Source organism: Paenibacillus sp. XY044, from assembly GCF_002257645.1.
Taxonomy (GTDB): Bacteria; Bacillota; Bacilli; order Paenibacillales; family Paenibacillaceae; genus Paenibacillus_AQ.
This window is the reverse complement of sequence record NZ_NQMO01000001.1, coordinates 1,120,296-1,142,655: the sequence shown is the minus strand read 5'-3', so window position 1 is coordinate 1,142,655 and position 22,360 is coordinate 1,120,296. Positions and strand designations below refer to the sequence as shown.

Annotated in this window: 24 protein-coding genes; 5 read left to right on the top strand and 19 right to left on the bottom strand. The window is 52.5% G+C overall.

The genetic code is table 11. The features are described 5' to 3' along the window. Window positions 1-5 precede the first annotated feature (5 nt). A complete protein-coding gene (locus CJP46_RS05375) occupies window positions 6-1,631 on the bottom strand; it encodes a type 2 periplasmic-binding domain-containing protein (RefSeq protein ID WP_094594535.1) in 1,626 nt (541 codons plus the stop codon). 301 nt (window positions 1,632-1,932) lie between these two features. On the opposite strand from CJP46_RS05375, the gene CJP46_RS05370 reads away from it, so the two are divergent. Further along, window positions 1,933-3,129, top strand: coding sequence for a cytochrome P450 family protein (locus CJP46_RS05370; protein WP_094594534.1), 1,197 nt, complete (start codon window positions 1,933-1,935; stop codon window positions 3,127-3,129). Window positions 3,130-3,207: 78 nt separating this feature from the next. Then, window positions 3,208-4,398 (top strand): styrene monooxygenase/indole monooxygenase family protein, encoded by a 1,191-nt coding sequence (locus tag CJP46_RS05365; RefSeq protein WP_094594533.1) that lies wholly within the window; start codon window positions 3,208-3,210, stop codon window positions 4,396-4,398. Window positions 4,399-4,644: 246 nt separating this feature from the next. On the opposite strand, the gene CJP46_RS05360 is transcribed toward CJP46_RS05365, so the two are convergent. Further along, window positions 4,645-5,340 carry an FHA domain-containing protein gene (locus CJP46_RS05360; protein ID WP_094594532.1) on the bottom strand — a complete coding sequence of 232 codons (696 nt, stop codon included), beginning with the start codon at window positions 5,338-5,340 and terminating at the stop codon, window positions 4,645-4,647. Window positions 5,341-5,494: 154 nt separating this feature from the next. Here CJP46_RS05360 and pbp4 point away from each other — a divergent pair, with 154 nt between their 5' ends. Continuing rightward, window positions 5,495-7,540 carry a penicillin-binding protein PBP4(5) gene (pbp4, locus tag CJP46_RS05355; protein WP_179281037.1) on the top strand — a complete coding sequence of 682 codons (2,046 nt, stop codon included), beginning with the start codon at window positions 5,495-5,497 and terminating at the stop codon, window positions 7,538-7,540. Between the two features lie 113 nt (window positions 7,541-7,653). Continuing rightward, the gene (gene pdxR, locus CJP46_RS05350) at window positions 7,654-9,090 is read left to right on the top strand and encodes a MocR-like pyridoxine biosynthesis transcription factor PdxR (RefSeq protein WP_094594530.1); all 1,437 of its coding nucleotides are present in this window, start codon (window positions 7,654-7,656) and stop codon (window positions 9,088-9,090) included. A 22-nt stretch (window positions 9,091-9,112) separates the two neighbouring features. Here pdxR and CJP46_RS05345 read toward each other — a convergent pair whose 3' ends face one another. Further along, window positions 9,113-9,724, bottom strand: coding sequence for a thioredoxin family protein (locus CJP46_RS05345; RefSeq protein WP_256992196.1), 612 nt, complete (start codon window positions 9,722-9,724; stop codon window positions 9,113-9,115). Window positions 9,725-9,807: 83 nt separating this feature from the next. Then, window positions 9,808-10,173 (bottom strand): DUF5643 domain-containing protein, encoded by a 366-nt coding sequence (locus tag CJP46_RS05340; protein ID WP_256992253.1) that lies wholly within the window; start codon window positions 10,171-10,173, stop codon window positions 9,808-9,810. A gap of 126 nt (window positions 10,174-10,299) precedes the next feature. Here CJP46_RS05340 and CJP46_RS05335 point away from each other — a divergent pair, with 126 nt between their 5' ends. Then, window positions 10,300-11,031: a class I SAM-dependent methyltransferase gene (locus CJP46_RS05335; RefSeq protein ID WP_094594528.1), complete on the top strand. Its 732-nt coding sequence runs from the start codon at window positions 10,300-10,302 to the stop codon at window positions 11,029-11,031. 71 nt (window positions 11,032-11,102) lie between these two features. Here the strand turns inward: CJP46_RS05335 and glpX are convergent, their stop codons facing one another. The 15 genes from glpX to CJP46_RS05260 form a co-directional block, all read right to left on the bottom strand. Next, window positions 11,103-12,077 carry a class II fructose-bisphosphatase gene (gene glpX / locus CJP46_RS05330; RefSeq protein WP_094594527.1) on the bottom strand — a complete coding sequence of 325 codons (975 nt, stop codon included), beginning with the start codon at window positions 12,075-12,077 and terminating at the stop codon, window positions 11,103-11,105. 270 nt (window positions 12,078-12,347) lie between these two features. After that, a complete protein-coding gene (locus CJP46_RS05325) occupies window positions 12,348-13,343 on the bottom strand; it encodes an LLM class flavin-dependent oxidoreductase (protein WP_094594526.1) in 996 nt (331 codons plus the stop codon). A gap of 149 nt (window positions 13,344-13,492) precedes the next feature. Beyond that, entirely contained in the window at window positions 13,493-14,281 is a 789-nt protein-coding gene (locus tag CJP46_RS05320) for an alpha/beta hydrolase (protein ID WP_256992195.1), read from the bottom strand. A 136-nt stretch (window positions 14,282-14,417) separates the two neighbouring features. Beyond that, on the bottom strand, window positions 14,418-14,708 hold the full coding sequence (locus CJP46_RS05315; RefSeq protein WP_094594525.1) for a hypothetical protein: 291 nt from the start codon (window positions 14,706-14,708) through the stop codon (window positions 14,418-14,420). A gap of 238 nt (window positions 14,709-14,946) precedes the next feature. Then, on the bottom strand, window positions 14,947-15,972 hold the full coding sequence (locus tag CJP46_RS05310; RefSeq protein WP_094594524.1) for an LLM class flavin-dependent oxidoreductase: 1,026 nt from the start codon (window positions 15,970-15,972) through the stop codon (window positions 14,947-14,949). A gap of 121 nt (window positions 15,973-16,093) precedes the next feature. Then, on the bottom strand, window positions 16,094-16,369 hold the full coding sequence (locus tag CJP46_RS05305; protein ID WP_094594523.1) for a DUF896 domain-containing protein: 276 nt from the start codon (window positions 16,367-16,369) through the stop codon (window positions 16,094-16,096). A 27-nt stretch (window positions 16,370-16,396) separates the two neighbouring features. Next, window positions 16,397-16,882: an RrF2 family transcriptional regulator gene (locus CJP46_RS05300; protein WP_094594522.1), complete on the bottom strand. Its 486-nt coding sequence runs from the start codon at window positions 16,880-16,882 to the stop codon at window positions 16,397-16,399. Window positions 16,883-17,147: 265 nt separating this feature from the next. After that, the gene (locus tag CJP46_RS05295; protein WP_094594521.1) at window positions 17,148-17,546 is read right to left on the bottom strand and encodes an NUDIX hydrolase; all 399 of its coding nucleotides are present in this window, start codon (window positions 17,544-17,546) and stop codon (window positions 17,148-17,150) included. 15 nt (window positions 17,547-17,561) lie between these two features. Then, window positions 17,562-18,062, bottom strand: a complete 501-nt coding sequence (locus CJP46_RS05290) for a DMT family transporter (RefSeq protein ID WP_094594520.1) — start codon at window positions 18,060-18,062, stop codon at window positions 17,562-17,564. Continuing rightward, a complete protein-coding gene (locus tag CJP46_RS05285) occupies window positions 18,059-18,784 on the bottom strand; it encodes a Crp/Fnr family transcriptional regulator (protein WP_094594519.1) in 726 nt (241 codons plus the stop codon). Before CJP46_RS05285 ends, CJP46_RS05290 begins: the two co-directional genes overlap by 4 nt. 54 nt (window positions 18,785-18,838) lie before the next feature. Continuing rightward, a complete protein-coding gene (locus CJP46_RS05280; RefSeq protein ID WP_094594518.1) occupies window positions 18,839-19,264 on the bottom strand; it encodes a DMT family transporter in 426 nt (141 codons plus the stop codon). A 169-nt stretch (window positions 19,265-19,433) separates the two neighbouring features. Beyond that, window positions 19,434-19,658, bottom strand: a complete 225-nt coding sequence (locus CJP46_RS37485; RefSeq protein WP_373557972.1) for a dihydrodipicolinate synthase family protein — start codon at window positions 19,656-19,658, stop codon at window positions 19,434-19,436. Between the two features lie 40 nt (window positions 19,659-19,698). After that, window positions 19,699-20,667, bottom strand: coding sequence for an NAD-dependent epimerase/dehydratase family protein (locus CJP46_RS05270; RefSeq protein WP_179281090.1), 969 nt, complete (start codon window positions 20,665-20,667; stop codon window positions 19,699-19,701). A 197-nt stretch (window positions 20,668-20,864) separates the two neighbouring features. Next, window positions 20,865-21,386, bottom strand: coding sequence for a TetR/AcrR family transcriptional regulator (locus CJP46_RS05265; RefSeq protein WP_094594515.1), 522 nt, complete (start codon window positions 21,384-21,386; stop codon window positions 20,865-20,867). Window positions 21,387-21,579: 193 nt separating this feature from the next. Continuing rightward, complete coding sequence (locus tag CJP46_RS05260; protein ID WP_094594514.1) at window positions 21,580-22,356, bottom strand: ABC transporter permease; 777 nt, start codon at window positions 22,354-22,356, stop codon at window positions 21,580-21,582. Window positions 22,357-22,360: the final 4 nt, after the last annotated feature.

Genomic DNA, 22,360 nt, shown 5'->3' with positions numbered 1-22,360 from the left:
TGTGCTTACCGGCTGTTGTACCGCTGCAGAGCCGCCGTCTGTATTTCGATCGCCCGGTCCAAGCCCAGCGACTTCATCTTGGCGACATAGCTGTCATATTGATCCACAGGTTCGGAGCCGAGAATGATCTTGATCGTCATTTCATCCACCAGCGTATTGATATCGTTCATGATGGTGGCGTACTCGGAACTCTCTTCCGGTGTAGGTGTAATGGACGGCAGGTTGTACTTCGCCGCATCGGTGTTTTTCCAAATTTCCACCGCATCCCGCTGTGTCTGAAGCGCAAAGAACTGCTCAGCGTAACGCTTATCCTGCACGAACGGCCCGTTGTAGCTGCTGCGCGCATACATGGAAATCGCCTGAGCGGGAGCAAGCTTGTCCGGATTTTTCATCAGGAGATCGGTGAATTTCGGATAGCCGTCCTCCATGTTGTAGCTGACGCCTTCCTCACCGAAGTTGAAGAACATGTGCCCTTCCTCGCTGTACCCGTAATCCAGCATGCGCACGGCGAGTGCGGGATCTTTGGCGGCTGTCGTGACCGCTACCGTTCCTTCCGAAGCGTAGGCCTGGTTCAGCTGTCCGAATTTGGGCTTGTCTCCTTTGTTCAGCACCGGATAAGGTGTCGCAACGAGAACGGCTTTCGGATCGTTTGCGGCAACGAGCGGCTGCCATTTGCCAATGCCACCTCCGGCGTTCCCGATCGTTGCTCCGGTAGCGCCGGACGCGATGTTGCCGTCGACCGCTTTCGTGTCGGCCGTCGCGATGTTTTTGTCGATCAAGCCTTCCTTATACCAGTCATGGAATAGATTCAAATATTCTTTAAAGCCGGGCTCGGCGGGGCCGAATTTGACCTTCCCGTCTTCCTGATAGAACCCTCGGTTTACGCCGAAGGCGCCGAGAAACGCGCCGTTGCCGGACTCATTGAAGAAGCGCGGCTTGCTTACCACAGAGAATGGCGCAGCCGCCCCTTTCTTCTCCTTAAAAGCTCTCAGCGTCGTCGTCCATTCATCGATCGTTTCCGGTACCGGCAGCCCAAGCTCATCCAACCAATCCTTCCGAATGACCGGACCTTGGAATACGCGCAAGTATTCGTCGCCCCGGATGAACGGGAACGCGTAATAGCTGCCGCTGTCCGTCTTGACCATCTTGTCGATGTCAGGATGGTCCTGCAAGTACTTTTTCAGGTTCGGGGCGTATTTGTCGATCAGATCGTTCAGCTTCAGAATGTAGCCGTCACTGATCGCCTTTTCCGGCCCGCCGGGAAAATCGCCGATAAAGTTATATTCGATCATATCCGGCAAATCCCCCGAAGCCAGCATGACGTTGAAGGCTTCTTTGACCTGACCGGTCGGCGGCGCGGTGAACTTGAGGGGCACTCCGGTTTTCTCCTGCCATTTCTGAAAGAAAGGAATTTCGTCATGCGATGCCTTGACTCCGACCAGGTTGCCGTTGATCTCGCCCCAATAGGACAGCTTCTCATCGGTTTTCAACGGGTAGGTGGCCGATTCGGCCGCTCCTCCCGGACTTGCCCCCTTTGCTGCATCCTCGCCGCTCTTGCCGCCGGATGAACAGCCTGCCAGCACACTGCCCAGCATTGCGATGATCAGACCCGCAGCTGCGATTTTTTTCATGCCTATAACCTCCATTTGGTATGTGGTGAAGTGAATCTTGCCCTTTCAGATTATCGAAGCACCGTTCCGACGGATATGAGCAGAAACGCCAAAACGATCGTCTTTTTTCTCCCAGCGGCTGACGATTTCTCCAATAGAATGAACAAAACTAGAAATCTGCCGTTTTAAAGCCGTTATCGGAGGACTCATAGTAAGGATGCATGGAGGAATATAGCTGCCTGACGTGCATTTGGATATCGTTCCCACATTCTTTTATAATGAAAGAGCAATCTATCATTTTTTCGAGAGGAGTCCAGTGTCTATGCATGCAAGCGAAACTCCGAAAAATGCGTTGTTTACAAACGACTTTACCCGCAATCCGTACCCCGTGTACGAGAAATTGCGGCAAAGCGACCCCGTTGTGAAGGTCATGCTTCCGAACGGGCAAACCGGTTGGCTCATCAGCACCTACGAGGATGCGGCAGCCGTGCTGAAAGATCCGAGATTCATTAAGGACATGACCAAATTCATCGGACAGGAGCATCCGAGCGTATTCTCCAAAAACATGCTGTTCTCCGACCCGCCGGATCACAAGCGTCTCCGCGGTCTGGTGCAAAAGGGCTTCACGCCGCAGCGGATCGAAAGCATGCGGGATCACATTCAGGAAATAGCGGACAAGCTGCTGGATGCGGTCTCCGGTAAGGATCGCCTGAATCTCATTGACGATTACGCCTTTCCTCTGCCGATCATCGTCATCAGCGAAATTTTGGGCGTGCCCACGGTGGATCAGGACAAATTCCGGGTATGGTCGAACTCTATTATTGAAGCCTCAAACCAGGAAATGGGCGAGGATGTCACCCGTCACATGAACGAATTTATCGCTTATTTAAAGGAATGGTTCGAAAAGGTCCGTGAGCAGCCGGGTGACGACATGATCAGCGAACTGGTGATCGCGGAAAACCAAGGGGACCGGTTAACGGAGGAAGAGCTGTACGGCGTGGTTACGCTGATGATCATCGCCGGCCACGAGACGACGGTCAATTTGATCGGCAACGGGGTGCTGGCCCTGCTCGAATATCCGGAGCAGCGTCAGCTGCTTCAGGATCAGCCAGAACTCATCCAGGGTGCCGTCGAAGAGATGCTCCGCTACAACGGTCCCGTGGAATTCAGCACCTCCCGCTGGGCCGCCGAGGATTTGGAATTCAGGGGTCAGCATTTTCAGCGGGGCGACCTTGTGATCGTCGCGCTCGATTCAGCTAACCGGGACCCGGCTCAATTTGAAGACTCGGACCTGTTTGACGTTACCCGCGGCAAGAGCCCGCATTTGGCGTTCGGGAAAGGTATACACCTGTGCCTTGGCGCCCCGCTCGCCCGCTTGGAGGGAGAGATCGCCGTCAATACGCTGCTGCGTCGTTTTCCAGACTTTGCGCTTGAAGGAGACATACGGGATCTTGAATGGAGACCCGGCATGATCGTGCGCGGCGTGAAAGAAATCCCGCTCCGTCTGAAACAAAATTAGTTAATTGTTCCCTGTTGATCCATCCTGACTCGAAGGTATGCTGGTAAATAGTCCCCAAGATCAAGGAGGAGATCACTCATGAGAACAATCGGCATTATCGGAAGCGGTACGGCCGGGCTGCAGCTGGCCTATGCGCTAAAGGACGATTTTGATGTCACAGTGCTTCATCATGAAGAGCCTGGTGAGGTCCGAAGTGGCAGAGTCCGCTCGACCCAGGTTCATTTTCAGCCGACGCTTGCGCGGGAGCGGCGCGTGCAAATGCCCTCGAACAGCGGTGCGCCGCAGCTGCGGACCATTCACTTTCAGCTTGGCGGACAAAAGCTGTTTACCGGGAACCTGACGGACATCGCCACTTCCATCGATCAGCGCATCCGGTTTGCGGATGCTATGGAGGATCTGGCCAAGGAAGGCGTTCGATTTCAGCATGGACGCATCACGGCAAGCGATCTGGATGCACTCGCTACCTCGTTCGACCTGGTCATCGACGCATCGGGCAAATCGGGACCGGTCGCCTCTTTTCCCGTAGATGAGAGCTTGACGCCCTTCCGGGCGCCGCAGCGCAAGTGCATCGTCGGCTATTTTGCGGGTGTACGTCCAGTCGAGCCCGAAGGCATCTCCATCACAGTGATGCCTGGCACCGGCGAAATGTTCGAGATTCCAGCCGTCACGGATAACGGACGGGCCACGATTCTTTTTATTGAAGCGGTTCCGGGTGGAGCGCTGGATGCTTTTGTCGGCGTGAAGGGACCGGATGCGTTTGCCGAGCGGATGCTTAGCATTGTGGAGGAACATTTCCCGGAGAAAGCCGGGCGGATCGATTCGGCCAGATTCGCGCTGATTGACGACAATGCTTATCTGCTGACCGCCGTCACGCCTACGGTACGCCGTCCGTATGTCATGCATGGCGGCACGCTCATCCTGGGATGCGGCGACAGCGTCTTCCTGGCCGATCCGAATACCGGGCAAGGCTGCAATACGGCTTCGTACGCCGCCGAGCAGCTGTATGAGACGCTGCTGGCCCATGCGGATGCCGATTGGGACGAGTCTATCGGCACCGAATATTGGAGCCGGACGCAGCCCTATATTAAGGCCGTGACCGATTGGACCAACGCCATGACCCAGCCGCTGCCGGGACATATTGCCGAACTTCTGATGCAAGCCGCAGGTGACCAGGAGGCAGCGGACCGTATAGTCCATTGGTTCGAGGATCCGACGCAAGCTTACCGCAGCTTCTTTGAACATCAAAACAGCCAGCTTTTCCCCCGCTAGGGGAAGGCTGGCTGTTTATTTTACCATGCCGTTTCGAAGATCGATCACCACGATATGCGTTCGGTGCTCGGAGCCGGATTTTTTGCAATGCAAAAACCCTGAACCATATTGGTTCAGGGTTTTCATTTACGTGATGAGCTCAAGCCCTCGAACTCATCCTCCCGATCGGACGATGAAAGATCATGCCTGTCAGTTCTTCGCCAACACACCATAGCCGTTTGGACGAATCCCCGTCCTTAGGCCGCATCACCGGGACAAGGCCGAATCAGATCCGGCATATTCCCGTTTCATATACACGCCCTTTTTGTAAACGGACTTGATGACGAAAAACCCCTGCAGCTTTTTGTTCGTCCGGTATATCAGCGAGTTCACTTCGTCGATGCCGACCAGCTCGGTATCATCTACACAGCGCTCAGGCCATACAAACCTCATGATTTCGTCCCGGGTCACGAAATGATCCAGCCGGCTGTGCATCAGCTTAAACAGCTGATATTCCTTTTTCGACAGCGGGATCGTTTCCTCAGCAATCTGAATGCTCTGCATATCGTCATTCAAGCGCACATCGTCTTCAGGCCAGCCCGAAAAAACATACTCCCTCGTTTCCTCCAAGTCCATGACGTTCTCCAGTTCCAACGCAACCAATCCGTTCACCAGCGTAAGGCGGTCTCCCGGAGACACCGGAACGCGTTCATGGGGGCTTAGACGCTGACCGTTCAGCTCGGTCCCGTTCTTGCTGCCCAAATCCTCGACATGCAGCCCCTCTTCGTTCCACCCGATTCGGCAGTGCTGCTTGGAAACCAGCAAGTTGTAAATCGCGAGCATCCCCTGCTCCAATCCGGTATGTCTTCCGACCGTGACGCTTCGTCCTTCTTCCAAGTAAATAAACGAACCATGGCCTTTCTGGCCGGCGGTATCAATTATGATTTTGATCTTATCCGGCATATCAATCTCTCACTTTCCTTTGTCTCTTTCTCCCGTCAATGATAAATTCGTCAGATTTGCTCCATTGTTTGCCTACCCGGCTAATTTTATAGTTAGCCTATACCCGTTTCCATGTTTACTTGTGAATTATATTTCAAAAGTGAGGTTTATAGCAATGAAGCGAAAACAATTCTTTACATACGTGCTGCTTTCTTTTTTGGTTGCCAGCGGCTTGGCGATATATGTGTTTTTTCAAGGGAGAGATGATTCCGGGCCTGATCAGACGCTGCAGTCCTACTTTAGCAGTTTGAAAGAGTTGAAGTTTGACAGGCTTTACGATCTCATGTCGCCCGAATCCCTTGAGCAATCGGGAATGAGCCGCGAGCAGTTCGTCCAGAAATACCAATCGATCTTCAGCGGGATGGGCGTGACCGGCGTTAAAGTGACGCCGGGGCCTGCTTTCCAGTCTGAGGAAGATGAACAATATTCCTTGAACTATTCCGCTACCTGGCATACCCAGATCGGTGATGTGGATGGGGATTACCACATGAAGCTGGTTCAGGTCCAGCAGGACCATGACAAGGTCTGGGCTATCGAGTGGAATCCTTCTCTGATTCTACCAGAGATGTCTACCGGGGACAAAGTACGGGTCCGGGTGCTGACACCTCAGCGCGGAGAAATCACAGACCGGGACGGCAACCCGCTGGCCACCCGCGGCACCGTGTACGAGTGGGGCATTACCCCTTCAGGGCTCGGAGACAATCCGGATCAGACAATCTCCAACATCGCCGCTTACTTCAAAATTCCAGTGGAATATATCCAAAAAAAGCTGGCGCAGAAGTGGGTCAAACCGGAATACTTTGTGCCAATGGCCAATGTTCCCGATTCTGATCTGTCCCTAGAGCTGCCTGGAGTATCCATCAAATCGAAAGAAGTGAGGTACTATCCGCTCGGCCAAGCCGCCGCCCACTTGACCGGCTATGTCCGCCAGGTGACGCAGGAAGATTTGGAGATCGATAAAGACGGCTATTATGCGGCCGGGGACTGGATTGGCAAGGCCGGTTTGGAACAATCGCTGGAAAAGCAGCTGCGGGGACAGAAAGGGGGATTGATCGAAATTACCGATGCAAAGGGGAACCGTAAAAGCATCGTCGCCGAGAAACCTGCGGTGAACGGCCAGAGCGTCCGGCTTACCATTGCTTCCGATCTTCAGCAGAACCTGTACCGTACGCTGTCGGGCGATGCCGGTGCGGCGGTGATGATGAACCCAAAGCACGGAGATTTGCTGGCCCTTGTCAGCACCCCTTCGTATGACCCGAACCTAATGGTCACCGGCCTGTCGCAGGAGAAATGGGATGCTTATTCCAATGACCCGGATCTTCCCTTCTTTAACCGGTTCGCGGCCCGCTATGCGCCCGGCTCGGTGTTTAAAGCGGTGACGGCAGCTGCCGGCCTGACGGAGGGAATTACCCAAGCGGATAAAACCCGCCGCATCGACGGTCTGCATTGGAAAAAGGACGCGGGCTGGGGCGGTTACTATGTCACACGGGTAAAAGACGTCAGCACTGTGAATATGGTGGATGCCCTCGTGTATTCGGATAACATTTATTTTGCCCAGGAGGCACTGGAAATGGGAAGCGGCAAATTTATCGAGGGCATATCCAAATTCGGCTTCGGCGAAAACTGGGGACTGGATATGATCAACCTGAAACCAAGCCAGTATGCCAACTCCTCCCACAAGGACCTGGCCTCGGAAGTTCTGCTCGCGGATACGTCCTATGGACAAGGAGAAATGCTGATGTCTCCGATCCACGTGGCGGCGGCCTTCACGCCCTTCGCACAGCAAGGTCAACTTGTACCTCCCATCCTCTTTCCAGCCGAGGAAGATCAAGAAACTCCTCCGGCGATCCAGATCATCACTCCACAGGTTGCCGGAACAGTCAAAGACGCACTGATGCAGGTCGTCAGCCGCAGCGGCGGCACCGCACACGCACTGTCTACGGCCAAGCTGAAGTTAGCGGCAAAAACCGGAACAGCCGAGCTGAAAGCCAAAAAAGGCGAACAAGGCGAGGAGAACGGTTTCGTGGTCGCCTTTGACGCCGATCCGTCTTCTTTCTTGTTATCCGCCGTGATCGAAAACGTACATTCACGCGGCGGCAGCCACTATGTCATTAATAAGCTGAAGCCTTTTCTTAAAACTTTGAATATGCAAACAAAATGATGGACAAAAAATCCCCTCCGGTTGCGTTAAACTCATAAACGGTGTAGATAGGGACGCTATTGTGATACGATGGGAACAAGACTCATCGAATCGTATGCAAAGGCGGTAATTCCATGTTTGACCTTTTGCTTCCGGAGCAATCCGGCTCCCCGTTATATCTTCAAATCTACCACTTGATCCGCGAACAGATCCGCTCCGGGAAAGTGGCGGCCGGAACCCGGCTGCCCTCCGTACGGGCGCTCCAGCAGCAGCTTCATATCAGCAAGACGCCTGTCGAGACCGCATATCACATGCTGGTAGTCGAAGGCTATGCCCTCAACAAACCGAAGTCAGGCTTCTATGTGGTCAACCCTAATTTTGCTCGAAACATTGAAACATCGTCTCCGGCTCAGCGGATGCAGCCTAACCATACCTTACCTGGCTTTCACGACTTTCATGAGCTTTTGCCCGAAGAAGGCATGGACTGGATCGATTTTAACCCCACCCTTGTGGATGGAGACTCGTTTCCGATGCGGACATGGAACAAAATGCTGAAAGAAGCCGCACAGCTTAAGACTGCGCAGCTCGGTCAATATGGTGATTCAAGCGGGGAACCCGGTCTTCGGGGCGCGATCTCAGAGTACCTGGCTCACTCCAGAGGTGTCATCTGTTCACCGGAGCAGGTCATCGTCGGCAGCGGCATGTCGTACAGCATCGGAATCCTGGTCAAACTTCTTGACGGGGCACGGCGGGTGGCATTTGAAGAACCTGGTTTTGATCTTGTGCGGAACCTATTGAACGGATACGGCTGGGAAACGGTTCCGATTCCCGTCGGCGGCCATGGACTGCTTGTTGATGCGCTGTCAAACGATCATTTTCAGGCCGTATACGTCACGCCTTCACATCAGTTTCCTACCGGAGGCATCATGCCGTATTCACAGCGGGTACGCCTGCTCGCATGGGCTGAAATGGCGGGCGCTTATATTTTGGAGGATGACTATGACGGAGAATTCCGGTATCAGGGCAAGCCGATTCCCTCCCTCCAAGGACTGGATAACCAGGGCAGGGTCATTTATATCGGCACCTTTTCAAAAACGCTGTCGCCTGCGCTTCGCATCAATTATATGGTCGTGCCCCCCTCGCTCCAGAACAATTTATCCAAGCTGCACCCTGATCAACTGTATGCTCCTTCGCGTTTGGAACAGTGGGCTCTAGAGAAGTTCATGCGGGACGGGCACTGGTACAAACATCTGCGCAAGACACGAAATCTGTACCGCAAGAAACATCACCACTTGATAGACCTGATACGCATTCACTTGGGTGAGCATGTCCAAATTACCGGTCAGCATGCGGGGCTTCACCTTCAGCTGAGCGTCCATCGGCAAGGTGCCGCCCAAGAACTGATCCAACTTGCTGAGAAGCAGCGGGTTAGAGTGTATGATTTCCGCAGCATGTGGGCTCAGCATCCCGATCCAGACTTCCCTGTTGTTTATTTGGGGTTTGCCGGCCTTCCGCTTTCGGTTATGGAAGAAGGAATCCTTCGATTAAAAACGGCCTGGTTCGACGCTTAACCTCTCCCTGGCGATTCGCAGTTTAAACAAAGCTATGAAAGAGCACGTCCAACTCTTGCAAAATGACATCCTGGTACCGGTCGCCGTCAAGGTAGAGGTTTCCGATGTCCCGATATACCTGGTTCAGCTGTTCTTGATACGAAGGCGACTGGCGATCCGGGCGGCTGGCTTTAAAATCGTCCATCACTTGCTGAATATAGGCCGGGCGGGCACCCCACTGTCCGAGCACGTCGCCGTTCCGGTCAACAAAAACCCCCACAGGCTGTGCTCTTCCGCCGTCTGTCAGAAACAAATCCATCGTTTCCAAATGTTCTTCCATGACCAGAACTTCGACCGGAAGGCCGCACTGCTCCATAACCCGAAATAATACGGGGACATTCCAAATGACATCCGGACACCAGTCCGTGCACAGGATCAGGCAGCGAAGACCTAAACGCTCGCCGGTGGATGTAAACATCTTCCGCCTGCCTGAATCGAGCGCATGGAATCTATGGTATATTTCTAGAAACCTTTCAACGGTATTCGGGATCCCGCTGTTAATCATCTCCCTAACCTGCATACGTTCCATAAATTGCTGCGGTGAAATGCCTTGTCCGACTTTGTGCTGCAAATTGATTGCTTCTGTCATCGCCATATCCAACCCTTCCAGTATGATATCTACCAACATAAAACAAAACTGACCCTATTGAAATGGTCAGTTTTGTATTTTTAGAAAGGTCAGTTTTGCGGGATTCGTACTTTCATTTCAAGCTCCTTCACATACGTTTTCAGCATATTACCGTTTGCGTCCAGCTTGTACAGCCCTGTTTGCGCACTCTCGTCTTCAAAGACCGGGAAATAAGGCTTGATGGTGAATGAACGGACCTCCGGGTTTAATGGATCGACGAGATAATCAGCATACAGGTCGTCGTACCCGTTATTTCCCCTCCGTCTGGAATTTCCGATCAGCAGACTCACTTCATGGTCCTGGTCGTCGACAATGTCGTACTGCAGCTGGTTAACGTCTTCCGGGTTCCCCTTGGCCATCAAATGCAGCCGCGTGGACAGCGTGGTCATTTCAACTTTTTCCAAACTTAATTGAATCCCTTCGGCATGCTTGCCGTTTCAGTGGATCGACTTGACCCGGATGACATGCCCAATTTATAGTTATTGGAACAGGCGAAGCAAGACCATACGGTTCATATCCCAAGCAAAGGAGTGCATTTGATTTTGAAGCAAAACAAATATGACGATTCCGCTTTTTATGCGGCGTATAAAGAGATGCCCCGATCCATTGGCGGTCTTGGGTCCGCGGGGGAATGGCACGAATTTAAAGCATTGCTTCCGGATTTGCAAGGCAAATCGGTTCTCGACCTCGGCTGCGGCCTCGGCTGGCACTGTCGGTATGCCCGCGAGCAGCACGCAGCAAGGGTGGTCGGAGTAGACATTTCCGCTAAAATGCTGGAATCCGCCCGGGAACAAACGGACGATCCAGCCATCACTTATCTGCAGGCTCCGATCGAAGATATCGATTTTCCTGACGACCATTTCGATGTCGTTCTCAGTTCCTTGGCCATCCATTACGTTGAGTCGTTTGATTCCGTGTGCCACAAAGTGTATGCATGTTTAAAGCACGGGGGCACGTTCGTGTTTTCGGTGGAGCACCCTATTTTTACGTCCCGGCCCGAGCAGGAATGGATTCTGGACGAACAGGGCAATCCGCTGTACTGGCCAGTGGATCACTATCAGGATGAAGGAATTCGCAACACGTCATTTTTAACGGACCATGTCATTAAATATCACCGGACCCTTTCTACCTACATCAACGATTTAATTCGCAACGGGTTTGTCGTCACAGCCGTCCGCGAGCCGGTTCCTGACCCGAAGCTGATGCACCACCCCGGCATGAAGGATGAAACGCGCCGGCCGATGTTTCTCATTCTGTCTGCCGAGAAACAATAAAACAAACAAGGACAGGCTTCCCGCCTGTCCTTGTTTGTTACATTCTGAAGCTCACCGTATGACACTCTCCATTACATCGCCGCCCCTTGGACCAATGCCTCCTGAACCGGCAGCTCATGAATCGTCCGCAGATAGCTGATCGTCTTGTTGGCAGAATGCATGACAACCGAAAAGGTTTCGGCTTTGTCTTCCTGCAGGTACCGCACACCGTTCAGAAATGGTCCGGAAGTGACGCCCGTCGCAACGAAGAGCACCTCTTTCGTACCGACGAGATCGTCCATCGTCAGCAGCTTGTGCGGATCCGGGATACCCATCCGCCGGCAGCGTTCGATATCGGGCGGTCCGGCCGGAAGCAGTCTTCCCTGCATGTCCCCGCCAAGGCACCGGAGAGCAGCAGCGGCAAGAACTCCCTCAGGCGCACCACCTGAGCCGACATAGAGATCCACTTCGCTCTCCATCGCCGCTTCAATCGCTCCCATGACGTCACCGTGGCTGAGCAGCTTGATACGCGCTCCCATCGTTCGAAGCTTGGCAATGATGTCTTGATGGCGCTCCCGGTCCAGAATCGATACCGTGATATCCGATACCGGCTTGTTCAGTATAGAGGAGACCTTGGCAAGCGTCGTTTCGATCGGATCATCGAGGGACAGCTTGCCGGCCAGCTTCGGCCCGGCCGCCAACTTGGCCATATACATATCCGGCGCATGCAGGAGCTGGCCTTCCGGAGCGGCGGCGATGACCGAGATAGCATTGTTCAAACCGCTGGCTACCGTCTCGGTTCCCTCAAGCGGATCCACCGCGATATCGACCTTCGGACCACGCCGGTTCCCCACTAGTTCCCCGATATAGAGCATGGGGGCTTCATCCATTTCCCCCTCTCCAATCACGACCGTTCCATCAATGGGCATCGAATGGAATTGCTCCCTGATCGCTGTCGTTGCTGCCTGATCTGCGCTCGTTTTGTCCCCTCTTCCCGTCCAGCGTCCGGCTGCAAGCGCCGCCGCCTCTGTTACTCTTACCATATCCATAGCAATATGACGTTCCATTTCTTTACCTCTCCTCCTATTCCATGCCCGGCAATTCCGGTAACTCTGCGGTATGCTGCTGAGTGAAAACCATATCCCCTTTCATTTCATTTTATCGTGGTTTATATGTTACGTCATATTAAGCTATTTATCAACAAATATTACATCATTTATTTTTAATACAGCTATAGATGAGATCGATACCGTTTTAAAAGCCTATATAACACAAAAAATAGCGTGCTCCCCTCTGAATCACGAAAGGGAGTACGCTATTAGTACGTCATATATACATTACAAAAGCTCGCGTGCCAGCAAGCGGTACACCTGCAGCCGCTTCTCCTGGGAATGCGGGATGCTGCATATCATCGCTTCATCAAAGCCGTAGCGCTCCTGCTCTTCCTTCAAGCGGGCGGCGATTTCCTTAACCGGGCCGACCAAGTGCAATCTCCGGTTGTCCTGGATCAGCATCCGGTCCATTTCGGTCAGCGGGTAATTGTGCGCTTCTTCTGGGGTAAGCAGCTGCGTAATTTGGCCCCCCTTAGCCATCATAAGCCGAAACAGATCCTGCGGCAGTGCCTCATATTCGGCCTCTTCCTTCGTCTCCGCGGTGGTCACCATATAGGTAACGCTGATCTGCGGTTTCTCCATAAATGCCGAAGGCTTGAACTGGTCTTTATAAATATCGAGAATTTCGCGGCTCATCGCCCCGTTGAAAAATTGCGCAAACGAATACCCTACTCCCATCTGTCCGGCTTTAAACGCGCTGTCGCCGCTTGATCCGAGCAGCCATGCTTCAGGCAGGACGACGTGGGCCGGGGATGCGGCATTTTTGGCATACAGGCTGTCTCCCGGAACCTCATCGTTCATCAGCTGCAGCGTCGTATTCAGCTTCTCGTACATATTGTGCAGCATCAGCTGCCGCCCTTCCGACAAGGCATACATGGAGCTTGTATCTCCGCCAGGTGCCCGGCCGACGCCAAAGTCGATCCGTCCCGGAGTGAAGGCGCTCAGCGTCTTAAACACCTCGGCCAGCTTCAAGGGGGAATAATGCATCATCATGACGCCTCCGGTTCCAATCCGAATGCGCTGCGTCTTAGCCGCAAGACGAGCCGCCGTCACTTCGGGCGCAGAACTCGCAAATGTGCGCGCCCCATGGTGCTCTGCCATCCACATACGGGTATATCCAAGTTCGTCAGCCAGAACGGCCAGCTCCTCCGCCTTGTGAAGAGCTCCCTCTGCCGTATTTCCTAATGTAACGGGTGCTTGATCCAGTACACTTAATTTCATGCAGTTACCTTCCCTTCCAGGTTATGAACCATCCTGAACGCTTTCCATTTATCCTGTACTAATGAGGATAAATATTATCCACGTTATCGTAATATATCCTGGTGGAAATGTAAAGGCTGCTGGCGAAATCAATTGATGCAAGCGCTCATTTAATGAGGATGATCGATCCACGGACGTAGGAAGCTCTCGATCTCCTGATTGGTTGCATGAAAGTAAGTATTGTTATGCCACCCGTAATTGAAAAAGCCGTGCTCCATGCCATCGTAAGTTTTAAAAGTAATCGGATTACCCGCCTCTTGCATTTCCTTAACAAAGCCGCGGTTTTGCTCATACAAATCGTCACCGGTTCCGCACATCCATAGTGTCTGTGGCAATGAGGACTGAACATGATGTATTGGCGAAATCTCCTTGGCAATAGGCAGCAGCTCGGGGTATCTGCGGGACATAATGTCCACCCCATCCATCCCGGCCGCAAAGATGATGAGCCGATCGGGAACGGCATTCACGCTGTCATCGTCCAGCTCGTCGTTCAAATGGCCGAACATGATGGAAGACACGGAAATGTAACCGCCTGCCGATGCCCCGCATACCGCCACCTTGTCCGGATCGGCACCCAGCTCTTCCGCATGCTGACGCACCCATCGGACGGCCGATTTGACGTCCATGATCGCCTGCAGCGGAGTAAATCCCGCATCACGGCCTGTCCTGTAGTCCACGCAGATGGAAACAATACCGATGGAAGCAAAGTAACGGGCTTGGTGCTGAAATTGGGCCGGCGAAAACTTGGGATTCGGCTGAAAGCTTCCACCCTGAAAAAACAAAATGACAGGCCTGTTAGCTGTATCCGTGTCCGGTTCAAACGCATACAGCCGCAGATTTCGGTCATTTACCTCTTTGTAGGTCATTTCACGCACAGGATAATCAAAAGGGAATTGCATGGCATTCATCCTTTCAACGAATAGAGTGGGATGGATATTGCCAAAATTATACATGATCCGGTCGATCTTGTCGCTCGTTTTCATCGATCACCTGGGAATGTCCAGTACTGAAGCCGTATCCGTTCTTCCCCTGCCCTCAACAGATCGATACGGTACTGTTCACGATCTGCCCATCACGGTCCTCCAAAATATGTGTTCCGCTCTCGCAGTTGCTCTTACGCTCCCAAGTTACCTTATATTGATGCCCGGTGTGCTCCACGGCGACGATTTTGAGCTCACCGAACCTGTTGTTGCGCTCCTCATATTGCTGAACGATTTGAACCGCTTGCTCCTCGGAAATAATGGCTTGCTTGTTATCCTCTGAATGGTCGCATCCGCTGAGCAAAGCCGTTGTCAGCAGCAGCATGATCATGGCATATTTAATCATAACGCCGTCTTCCCCTTTCGCCTGGATGGGCTGGAACTTTTGACTGAGCCTTCATTCTGTTGTTAAAAGAACGAGAAAGCAGCGGCAAATGTTGCACCCTTCCCTTATTTCCGTGTTCAAGCATACTCCATCATAAAGTTCCATGAGCCGACGGGACAAAAAAAAGGCTGACCTTATAAATAAGGCCAGCCTTTCTCAATCACGTTGATTTACACGAGTCATATGCGATTCATAGCTCTCACTTTTTCATACCGGCGACTTCGGCCACGATCTCATAAGAACGCAGGCGTGCCGTCGGGTCGTAGACCATGGAGTTGACGATCATTTCGTCCGCCTGGGTCTCATCCAGAAACGCCTGCAGCTGCTGTTTAACTTCCTCCGGATTGCCGATGACCGATGAACGGATCTGTTTCATCACATGAGCCTTTTCGAATTCGTTCCAGTTGCCTTCCAGAGATTTGACAGGCGGGGCCAACTGGCCCGGCGTATTCCGGATCAGGCTCAGAAACTGCTGTTGATGCGATGTCGCGATAAACTGCGCCTCCTCCGTCGTATCGGCCGCGTACACGTTCACCCCGACCATGGCGTAAGGCTTGTCCAGAACGTCAGACGGCTGGAACTGTCTCCGGTAAATAGCCAATGCCTGCAGTGTATGATCCGGCGAGAAGTGGCTCGCGAAGGAGAACGGCAGGCCCATTTTTGCGGCCAAAGCGGCGCTGAAATCGCTGGAACCGAGCAGCCAGATGGGAACATGCTGACCTTCCCCTGGAATGGCCCGAACGCGGTTATATTTGGACTTCTCGTCAAAGAAGCTCATCAACTCCTGAACATGTTGGGGAAAATAATGCCCGTTGCTCGGATCGCGGCGCAGCGCTTCCGCTGTCAGCTGATCCGAACCCGGAGCGCGTCCGAGTCCAAGGTCGATCCGTCCCGGATACATCGCTTCCAGCGTACCGAACTGTTCCGCTATGACGAGCGGCGCATGGTTAGGAAGCATGATGCCCCCCGAACCGACGCGAATCGATTGGGTGCCGCCGGCTACATACCCGATGACGACGGACGTCGCCGAACTGGCAATGCCCGGCATATTGTGGTGCTCAGCCAGCCAATACCGGTTGTACCCCCAAAGCTCGGCGTGCTGCGCCAGGTTTAATGTATTTTTAAACGATTCGGCCGCGGTGCCCCCTCTGACGATGGGTGCCAAATCAAGTACGGAAAACTTGATCTGATCCAGCTTTTTCGTATCGTGGTTGCTCAAATCCATAGGTATCAGCTTCTTTCCTGCAAATTTATATGAATGTCGATAAGACAGTTATATCTTAATTGCAAATAATTGAATGAGATCAATTAGAAGTGCAAGATGCATGCAGTTCTGCTGCCGGCAGTTAATCCAAATAGCGGCGAATACGGTTTACGACGCCGGGGGCGTCTTCTTCCGTCTCCTCCTGCTCAGCCTTCGCTTTGCGGACCTTCTCGGGCGTGACGTCATTGCCCAGCGGATCAACCACCGTCAAGCGGGAGAATGTGCCGAGCACCTGCCCGCGGATTTCGCGGAGATAGTCCTCGCGCAGCGATTGCTGCTCCACGCGCTCCGCGTTGGTCAGCCCTTCTTCTTTTTCCTTTTTGGCAAGCTCATTGATTCGGCTTAAGATCGATATCATGCTGTTCCCTCTTTTCTTGTTTGTATGTTAAACGACCATCTTTTCATGAACCCAATTCTTTAGCGATTCAATCTTCGATTTATATCGTTCCCGATGCGCATCGTCATAAATGGATGCTACCGTCTCCCGCTGAAGCACGGTCTTCCAGGCGGATTCCGCTTCTTCCATTAAATTGGCCAGAAGGCAGCACGGATCGGGGTCGTCCCGCAGTTCCAGCATATCCCGGAAAATGCCGCTGGAGGAGTACAGGGACTGCTGCCCCTCGATGGCGATGTAAATATCGTAGACACGAATATCTTCTGTCTTTTTCTTCAATTTAAACCCGCCCTTTACCCCGGGAACGGAGGTGATCAGATCAGCGCTGACCAGCTTTCGCAACAGCTTCTGGAAATAGGTCGGGGAGGTGCCGAGCTGCTGGCTGATAGCCTCACCGGGCAGTACCGCCTTGTCCGGAAGCATGCTCAGCAGAAAAATCGCGTATACGCACTGCTCTACGCCGGTCTTCATATGCATAGGTCATCACCTCCAAAAATGAGTCTCAGTACAGTTCATTTGAGCAGCAGCAAATGTGATTTCTACTAAAGCGGATAATCATTATCCGTATTAGATTATATGAAATCGGGCCAAATGTAAACCATTAAGTTTTACAATGAAAAACTTGCTGCAACTTTCAAATGCAAAACAAAACGGATACTCGACAGAAGAGAACCTTCCCTGTGAATATCCGTTACCGTTCGTTACCTTTCTTTTACCACCAGACAACATTCTCTATATCATGTTAAATCATTTGACGCTCGTGCAGATGGTCAAAAATTTGCTGGCATACCGGCGATACCCGGCTGCGGTCGGTATAAGTCAACCAGGCAAATTCATCGATTTCCGCCGATGGACGGAGTTCACCCGAGTATGCCCCGGTGTAACAGCTCATCATAACCGTCACATTTTCCGCTTTACCATGTGCCTGAGCCTCAAACGTTCCTACAAATGTAAGGGTTGCCGGGTCGACCGCAACGGTAAGCTCTTCCCTGATTTCACGGATCAGCGTCTGCTCGTCGGTTTCACCGGGTTCCCTCTTTCCCCCCGGCAAATAATACGTGTCCTTCCCTTTAGAGCGGGCGGCGAGAATTCGTCCGTCCAGAATCTGAATCCATGCAACCTTATCAATGATGGTCGCCATATTCGACTTCACTCCTTATCCATTTCCTTGATGAATGGCTGCAGCTTCCTTCTGAACCGCAGCTTTGTTCGATTGCAGCCGTCCTTCACCGATTTTGAAAACGACGATTCCGGCCACAATGACGAGCACACCGATCACTTTATTCGGAGTCAGCGGAACCTTCTCCAGTCCCATCCAGCCAAGCGAGTCCCAAATCAGCGCAAACCCAAGCTGGGACGTCATAACCACGGCGATGGCAAAAGTCGGCGCAAGCAGCTTCATGCTCTGCATCAGACAGAACACGACCCCCACCCCGATCATGCCGCTGAACCAGTACCAGGGCTGCATATGCTGCAGCGATAGCATTCCTCTGCCTTCGATCGCCAGACCGATTCCGAACGATGCGACAAACCCGAGCAACAGCACCCAGGCGGTTGTGGCCCAAGAGCCGATCCGCTGATTCATTTTGCTGTTAAAAATGTTCTGCAAACTCACCAGTGAGCCGGCGATCAACGATAAAACAAGACCGAGCATCATTGCTCTCCTCCTCCTTTCGTTACGATTTCATAAATATTTTGTCCGGCCAGGTCACTTAGTCCTTTCCTGTCGATCACGCGGATATATCCTTTATCCCGCTCAACGAATCCATCCCTGCAAAACTTTTGAATCACCCGGTTGACGTGGCGATAGCTGGTTCCGATCAGGTTGGCCGCATCCAGCAGGTTGATCGCTGTCCGCTGCTTCTCCCCGGGGGTGTCCGCATCGTCGAAGGAGATCGACAGCAAGTAGCTGGCCAACCGGACTTCCACCGGATACATCAGATTTAGGCTTAGAAAATTGGATTTAATATAAAATTTATTGGTGATCATATCCAGCAAAAACTGGAGCATTGGCGCGTAATCCTTTCCGAATTTCCGCAGCCAGCGGTGGTGGATGCCGATCATATGCACGGTCGTGACCGCCTCAACGGTATTGACCGTATCCGTATCCTTGAGGTATTCAATGTCCCCGATAATTTCCAGCGGTTTCATGAAGTTCAGGATCAGCGTCTTCCCTTCGGGGGAGGTCGTATAGATTTTAATTTTCCCGTTCACGAGCACGTATAAATATTCGGCAGGCGCTCCCTGCGAGCAAATGAATTCTCCCTGATCAAAACAATACAGCGATAAATACGGCCTGAACGGTTCATAAAATATGGTCTCCAACTCATATTGACGCATGTATTCCGCCAGCAGCCCGCGGTCTTGAATCTCTCTCATCTTCCAACGTCCCCCTCTAACTTAGGCCCATCATAATGGCGGGCGGCACGGATGTCAAAATTTTAGAATGACGACGCCTGCAATCATCAGACCGATCCCGATAAATTGCACGGGGCTGATCTTCCGTTTCTCCATGCCGAACCAGCCGTTCAAATCCACAACAAACGTCAGGCAGAGCTGGGCGATCAATAACGCGGAAATCGTAAACGTCACCCCGATCGTTTGAATCGAAGTCACTTCGCTGAAAATGATGACTGCTCCCAATGCTCCGCCGATGCGGTACAGCGGCTTGACGCCCTTGAAACCCTCGCGGCTTCCGTCACGCACAAACAGCAGGATGATCAGAGCGAGAATGAAGCCGGTCAATTGCGTTACCGCCGCCGCCTGCCATGTCCCGATATCTCCGCTGATCCGGGAATTGGCGACACCCTGCAGCGTAATACAAGCGCCCCCCAGCAGTGCAAATATGATGCCTTTCATAGGTCCTCTCCTTCTGTTTTGTTCTGTCATAATTAAAAGACAAATGCGGAGACATAGGATAGGACATATGTCCTCAACATGAACGGAAACACGCCTATTCAATGATAAGGCAGTTCCGGGGTGCCTTAGACGCATACGAGAGCACAAAAAAACCGCCCGCAGGCGGCTTTCAAGGTAGGTCAACTCTTTGCGCAAAACTTTTCCAAAATATTCCAACGTCCTTCCCATCATTGGATGACCCGGCTCGATACATACTTGTAAACATTTTCGGCATCCTATTAAAAGTACTGCCTATAGCCCCATCGCTGCCCAGGAGTAAACCTGCTGCACATATCTCATCATGTCCGGTCCAGATGATCCAATCGTCGCCGCATCGGCTGCGAGTTTGCTGCATTTCGAACATAGATAATTAGTGATTAATCAATAACAACCACTTATTGCAAACTCGCGTTCGCCTTCTGCAGTGCTTTGACCGTAGCGGTTATCCCTTCCTGGAACGGTGTGGCGATGACCGGCCCGATCCACTTTTCATATTTGGCTCCGCTCAGCGTCAGCGGTTCCTCGGTCAAGTACAGCATCTCTACGATCTCTTTCATCACGGGCACGCCCATACCGAGCAGAGATAAGCCGATTTTCTTGAGCGGAATGACCGGTTTGCTGCTTCCGCTGGCCGTTCTTGCGACCCGTACGATCTCCCGCCCCGATATCAGGCCGCCCCCTGGAATGTTCCAGTTTTGACCATAGGCGGTGTCATGGCCCGCTGCTTCGGTGATCATGGCAGCAGCATCCGGCAAAAAGACATATTCGCGGGGGACGTGCATATTGCCGATGAAAAAGGCCATTTTGCCGGCAGCGATCGCTTCCAGCGTTGAACCTAGATAAGACGCTTCATTCGCTGTTGGCCCGTAATAGTCCGGCAGACGAACGATCATGACCTTGGCTTTCTTCCACCGTTTGTCGAACAGCATCTGCTCGAATTCCAAGCGGACCTTCCCCTTCTTTGTATGCGGTTGTTTCGGATGTTCTTCCGTCACTGGATCGGATTGCCTTCTTCCATAAGGATAAATCCCGTCAATCGCAACCACTTTGACAGCCAGCCTTTCCGCCGCCTCCATCACCGATTTCCCGAGGGGAATCAGCTTACTGTGCATTTGATGATACGGCACATTTGCACAATGGAACATGACGTCCGCGCCGCCAGCATGCGCAATGATATCTTCAGGTCGCATCGCATCACCCACGGCTAGCTCCAAATGTTCCGGATTCCCCAATCTGGCCGCGAACTGCTCCAGTTTCTGGCGTGATCTTCCGAATGCAATCGTCGGTATGCCCCTCTTCACCAATTCCTCCGTAATGGCGGCACCCGTTCCGCCTGTAGCTCCAACCACCATCGCTTTGTTCATCGTCATACGAGTTCTTCCTCTCCTCATTCTTTTTGTGATTGATCAATCACTAACTTGGATTCATCATATCATCGAGTTAGTGATTGGTCAATAACTAATCATTAAAAAAAACGTCTATCGACGGACATTGCAAGCGGACAGCATATCTAGCGGGAGTTTTCTAGGCGATTATAGAAAAGGAGACCTTGTCCGTCTCCTTATCTCTCCTTTAATTCCGGCAGGTTGATGGCATCCGCAATGTTGCACAGCATCCCTCTGGCTAAAAAGAGCATCGTTCTTTCTTCGGGATGTGGAATCCCTGCCTCGCGGAAAGCCTGCAGTACGATTTGGCGAACCTCCCGGAATCCGTTCCTCATCGCTTCCTGGATCGCTTCTTCCTGAATGGTTTGGGACTGCATTTGCAGCAGAATTTCGTTCCGGTGATGCTCCATGATCCTCTCGTATTCCGTAATCAGTTCCGCTTCAAGCCGCTCCGGGGATGACGATTCCACTACTTGTTGAAAGGACTCGATGATCCTGGTCCAGGACACTTCCAGAGCTGCGAGGAGCAGAGCCTCCTTCGTTGAGAAAAAACGAAAAACGTACGGCTGCGATATGTGGGCCCGCTGCGCAACCTGTGCCGTGGTGGCCCGGTAATAACCGGTTTCGGCAAACACCTCAATGGCGGCCGATATAATGTCCGTTCTTCGGTTCACCGAAGTCGACGGTTCTTTTGCCATGGCTCATAACTCCCTTTCGAACAGCTGATTAGTAAGTGATTAATCACTATCTATGAAGTATAGGGGATTGTAGCACGGAATGCAATCAGGCAACCCCGGGAGCATAAAACAAAGAGGCGCCCGCTGCAGCGGCACGCCTTTATTTTACAATCGCTTCATGAATCTTCGTCCGTCAACAACACCATCCTGTCTCTTACCGCTTCAAGGACGTCGTGCTCACCACGCCGTATCGCGAGAGCAGCCTGCGACCGAGCAGACCTACCGCCCGATCCGTCAGAAATCCCATAAGCCCTAAACATATAAGGCCAACGAAGATCCAATCCGTCCGGAAAAACAGACGCGAGTTCCAGATTAGGTACCCGACTCCCTCATTGGAAGCGATCATCTCTGCTCCGATGATGGCCATAAAGGAAGTGCCCATGGCCAGCCGGATACCGGTAAAGATGTACGGCACCGTCGCCGGGATGATGACGTGAATGACAGTCTGCCACTCCGAAGCACCCATGCTGCGGGCGGAACGAATCTTATCCTCCTCGACCGAGAGGACACCGGTGAACGTGTTCAGAATGACGATAAAAAACGTCGCGTACATAATCAGCATGACTTTTGACGTTTCGCCGATGCCGAACCAGACCAGGAATAGCGTAATGAACGCGATCGGCGGAATAAACCGGATAAAGTTCAGGAACGGCTCGGCGAAGGTACGAATGAATCCGACTTTTCCGATGATGATCCCTATAGGTACTGCGACCAGGCTCCCAAGCGTCCACCCGAGCAGAACGCGGTAGGCGCTGATGCCGATGTACTGCAGTAGAGTGCCGTCCATCAGCAGCTCATATCCGCCTTTCGCCGTGTAAATCGGCCCGGGCAGAATCTCTGGCCCGTATACGAGCGAGACCAGCTGCCAAATGACGATCAAGGCGATCCAGAACAGCACTTGGAGCGGTCCTTTCTTCATTTTCTTGCTCATGGTG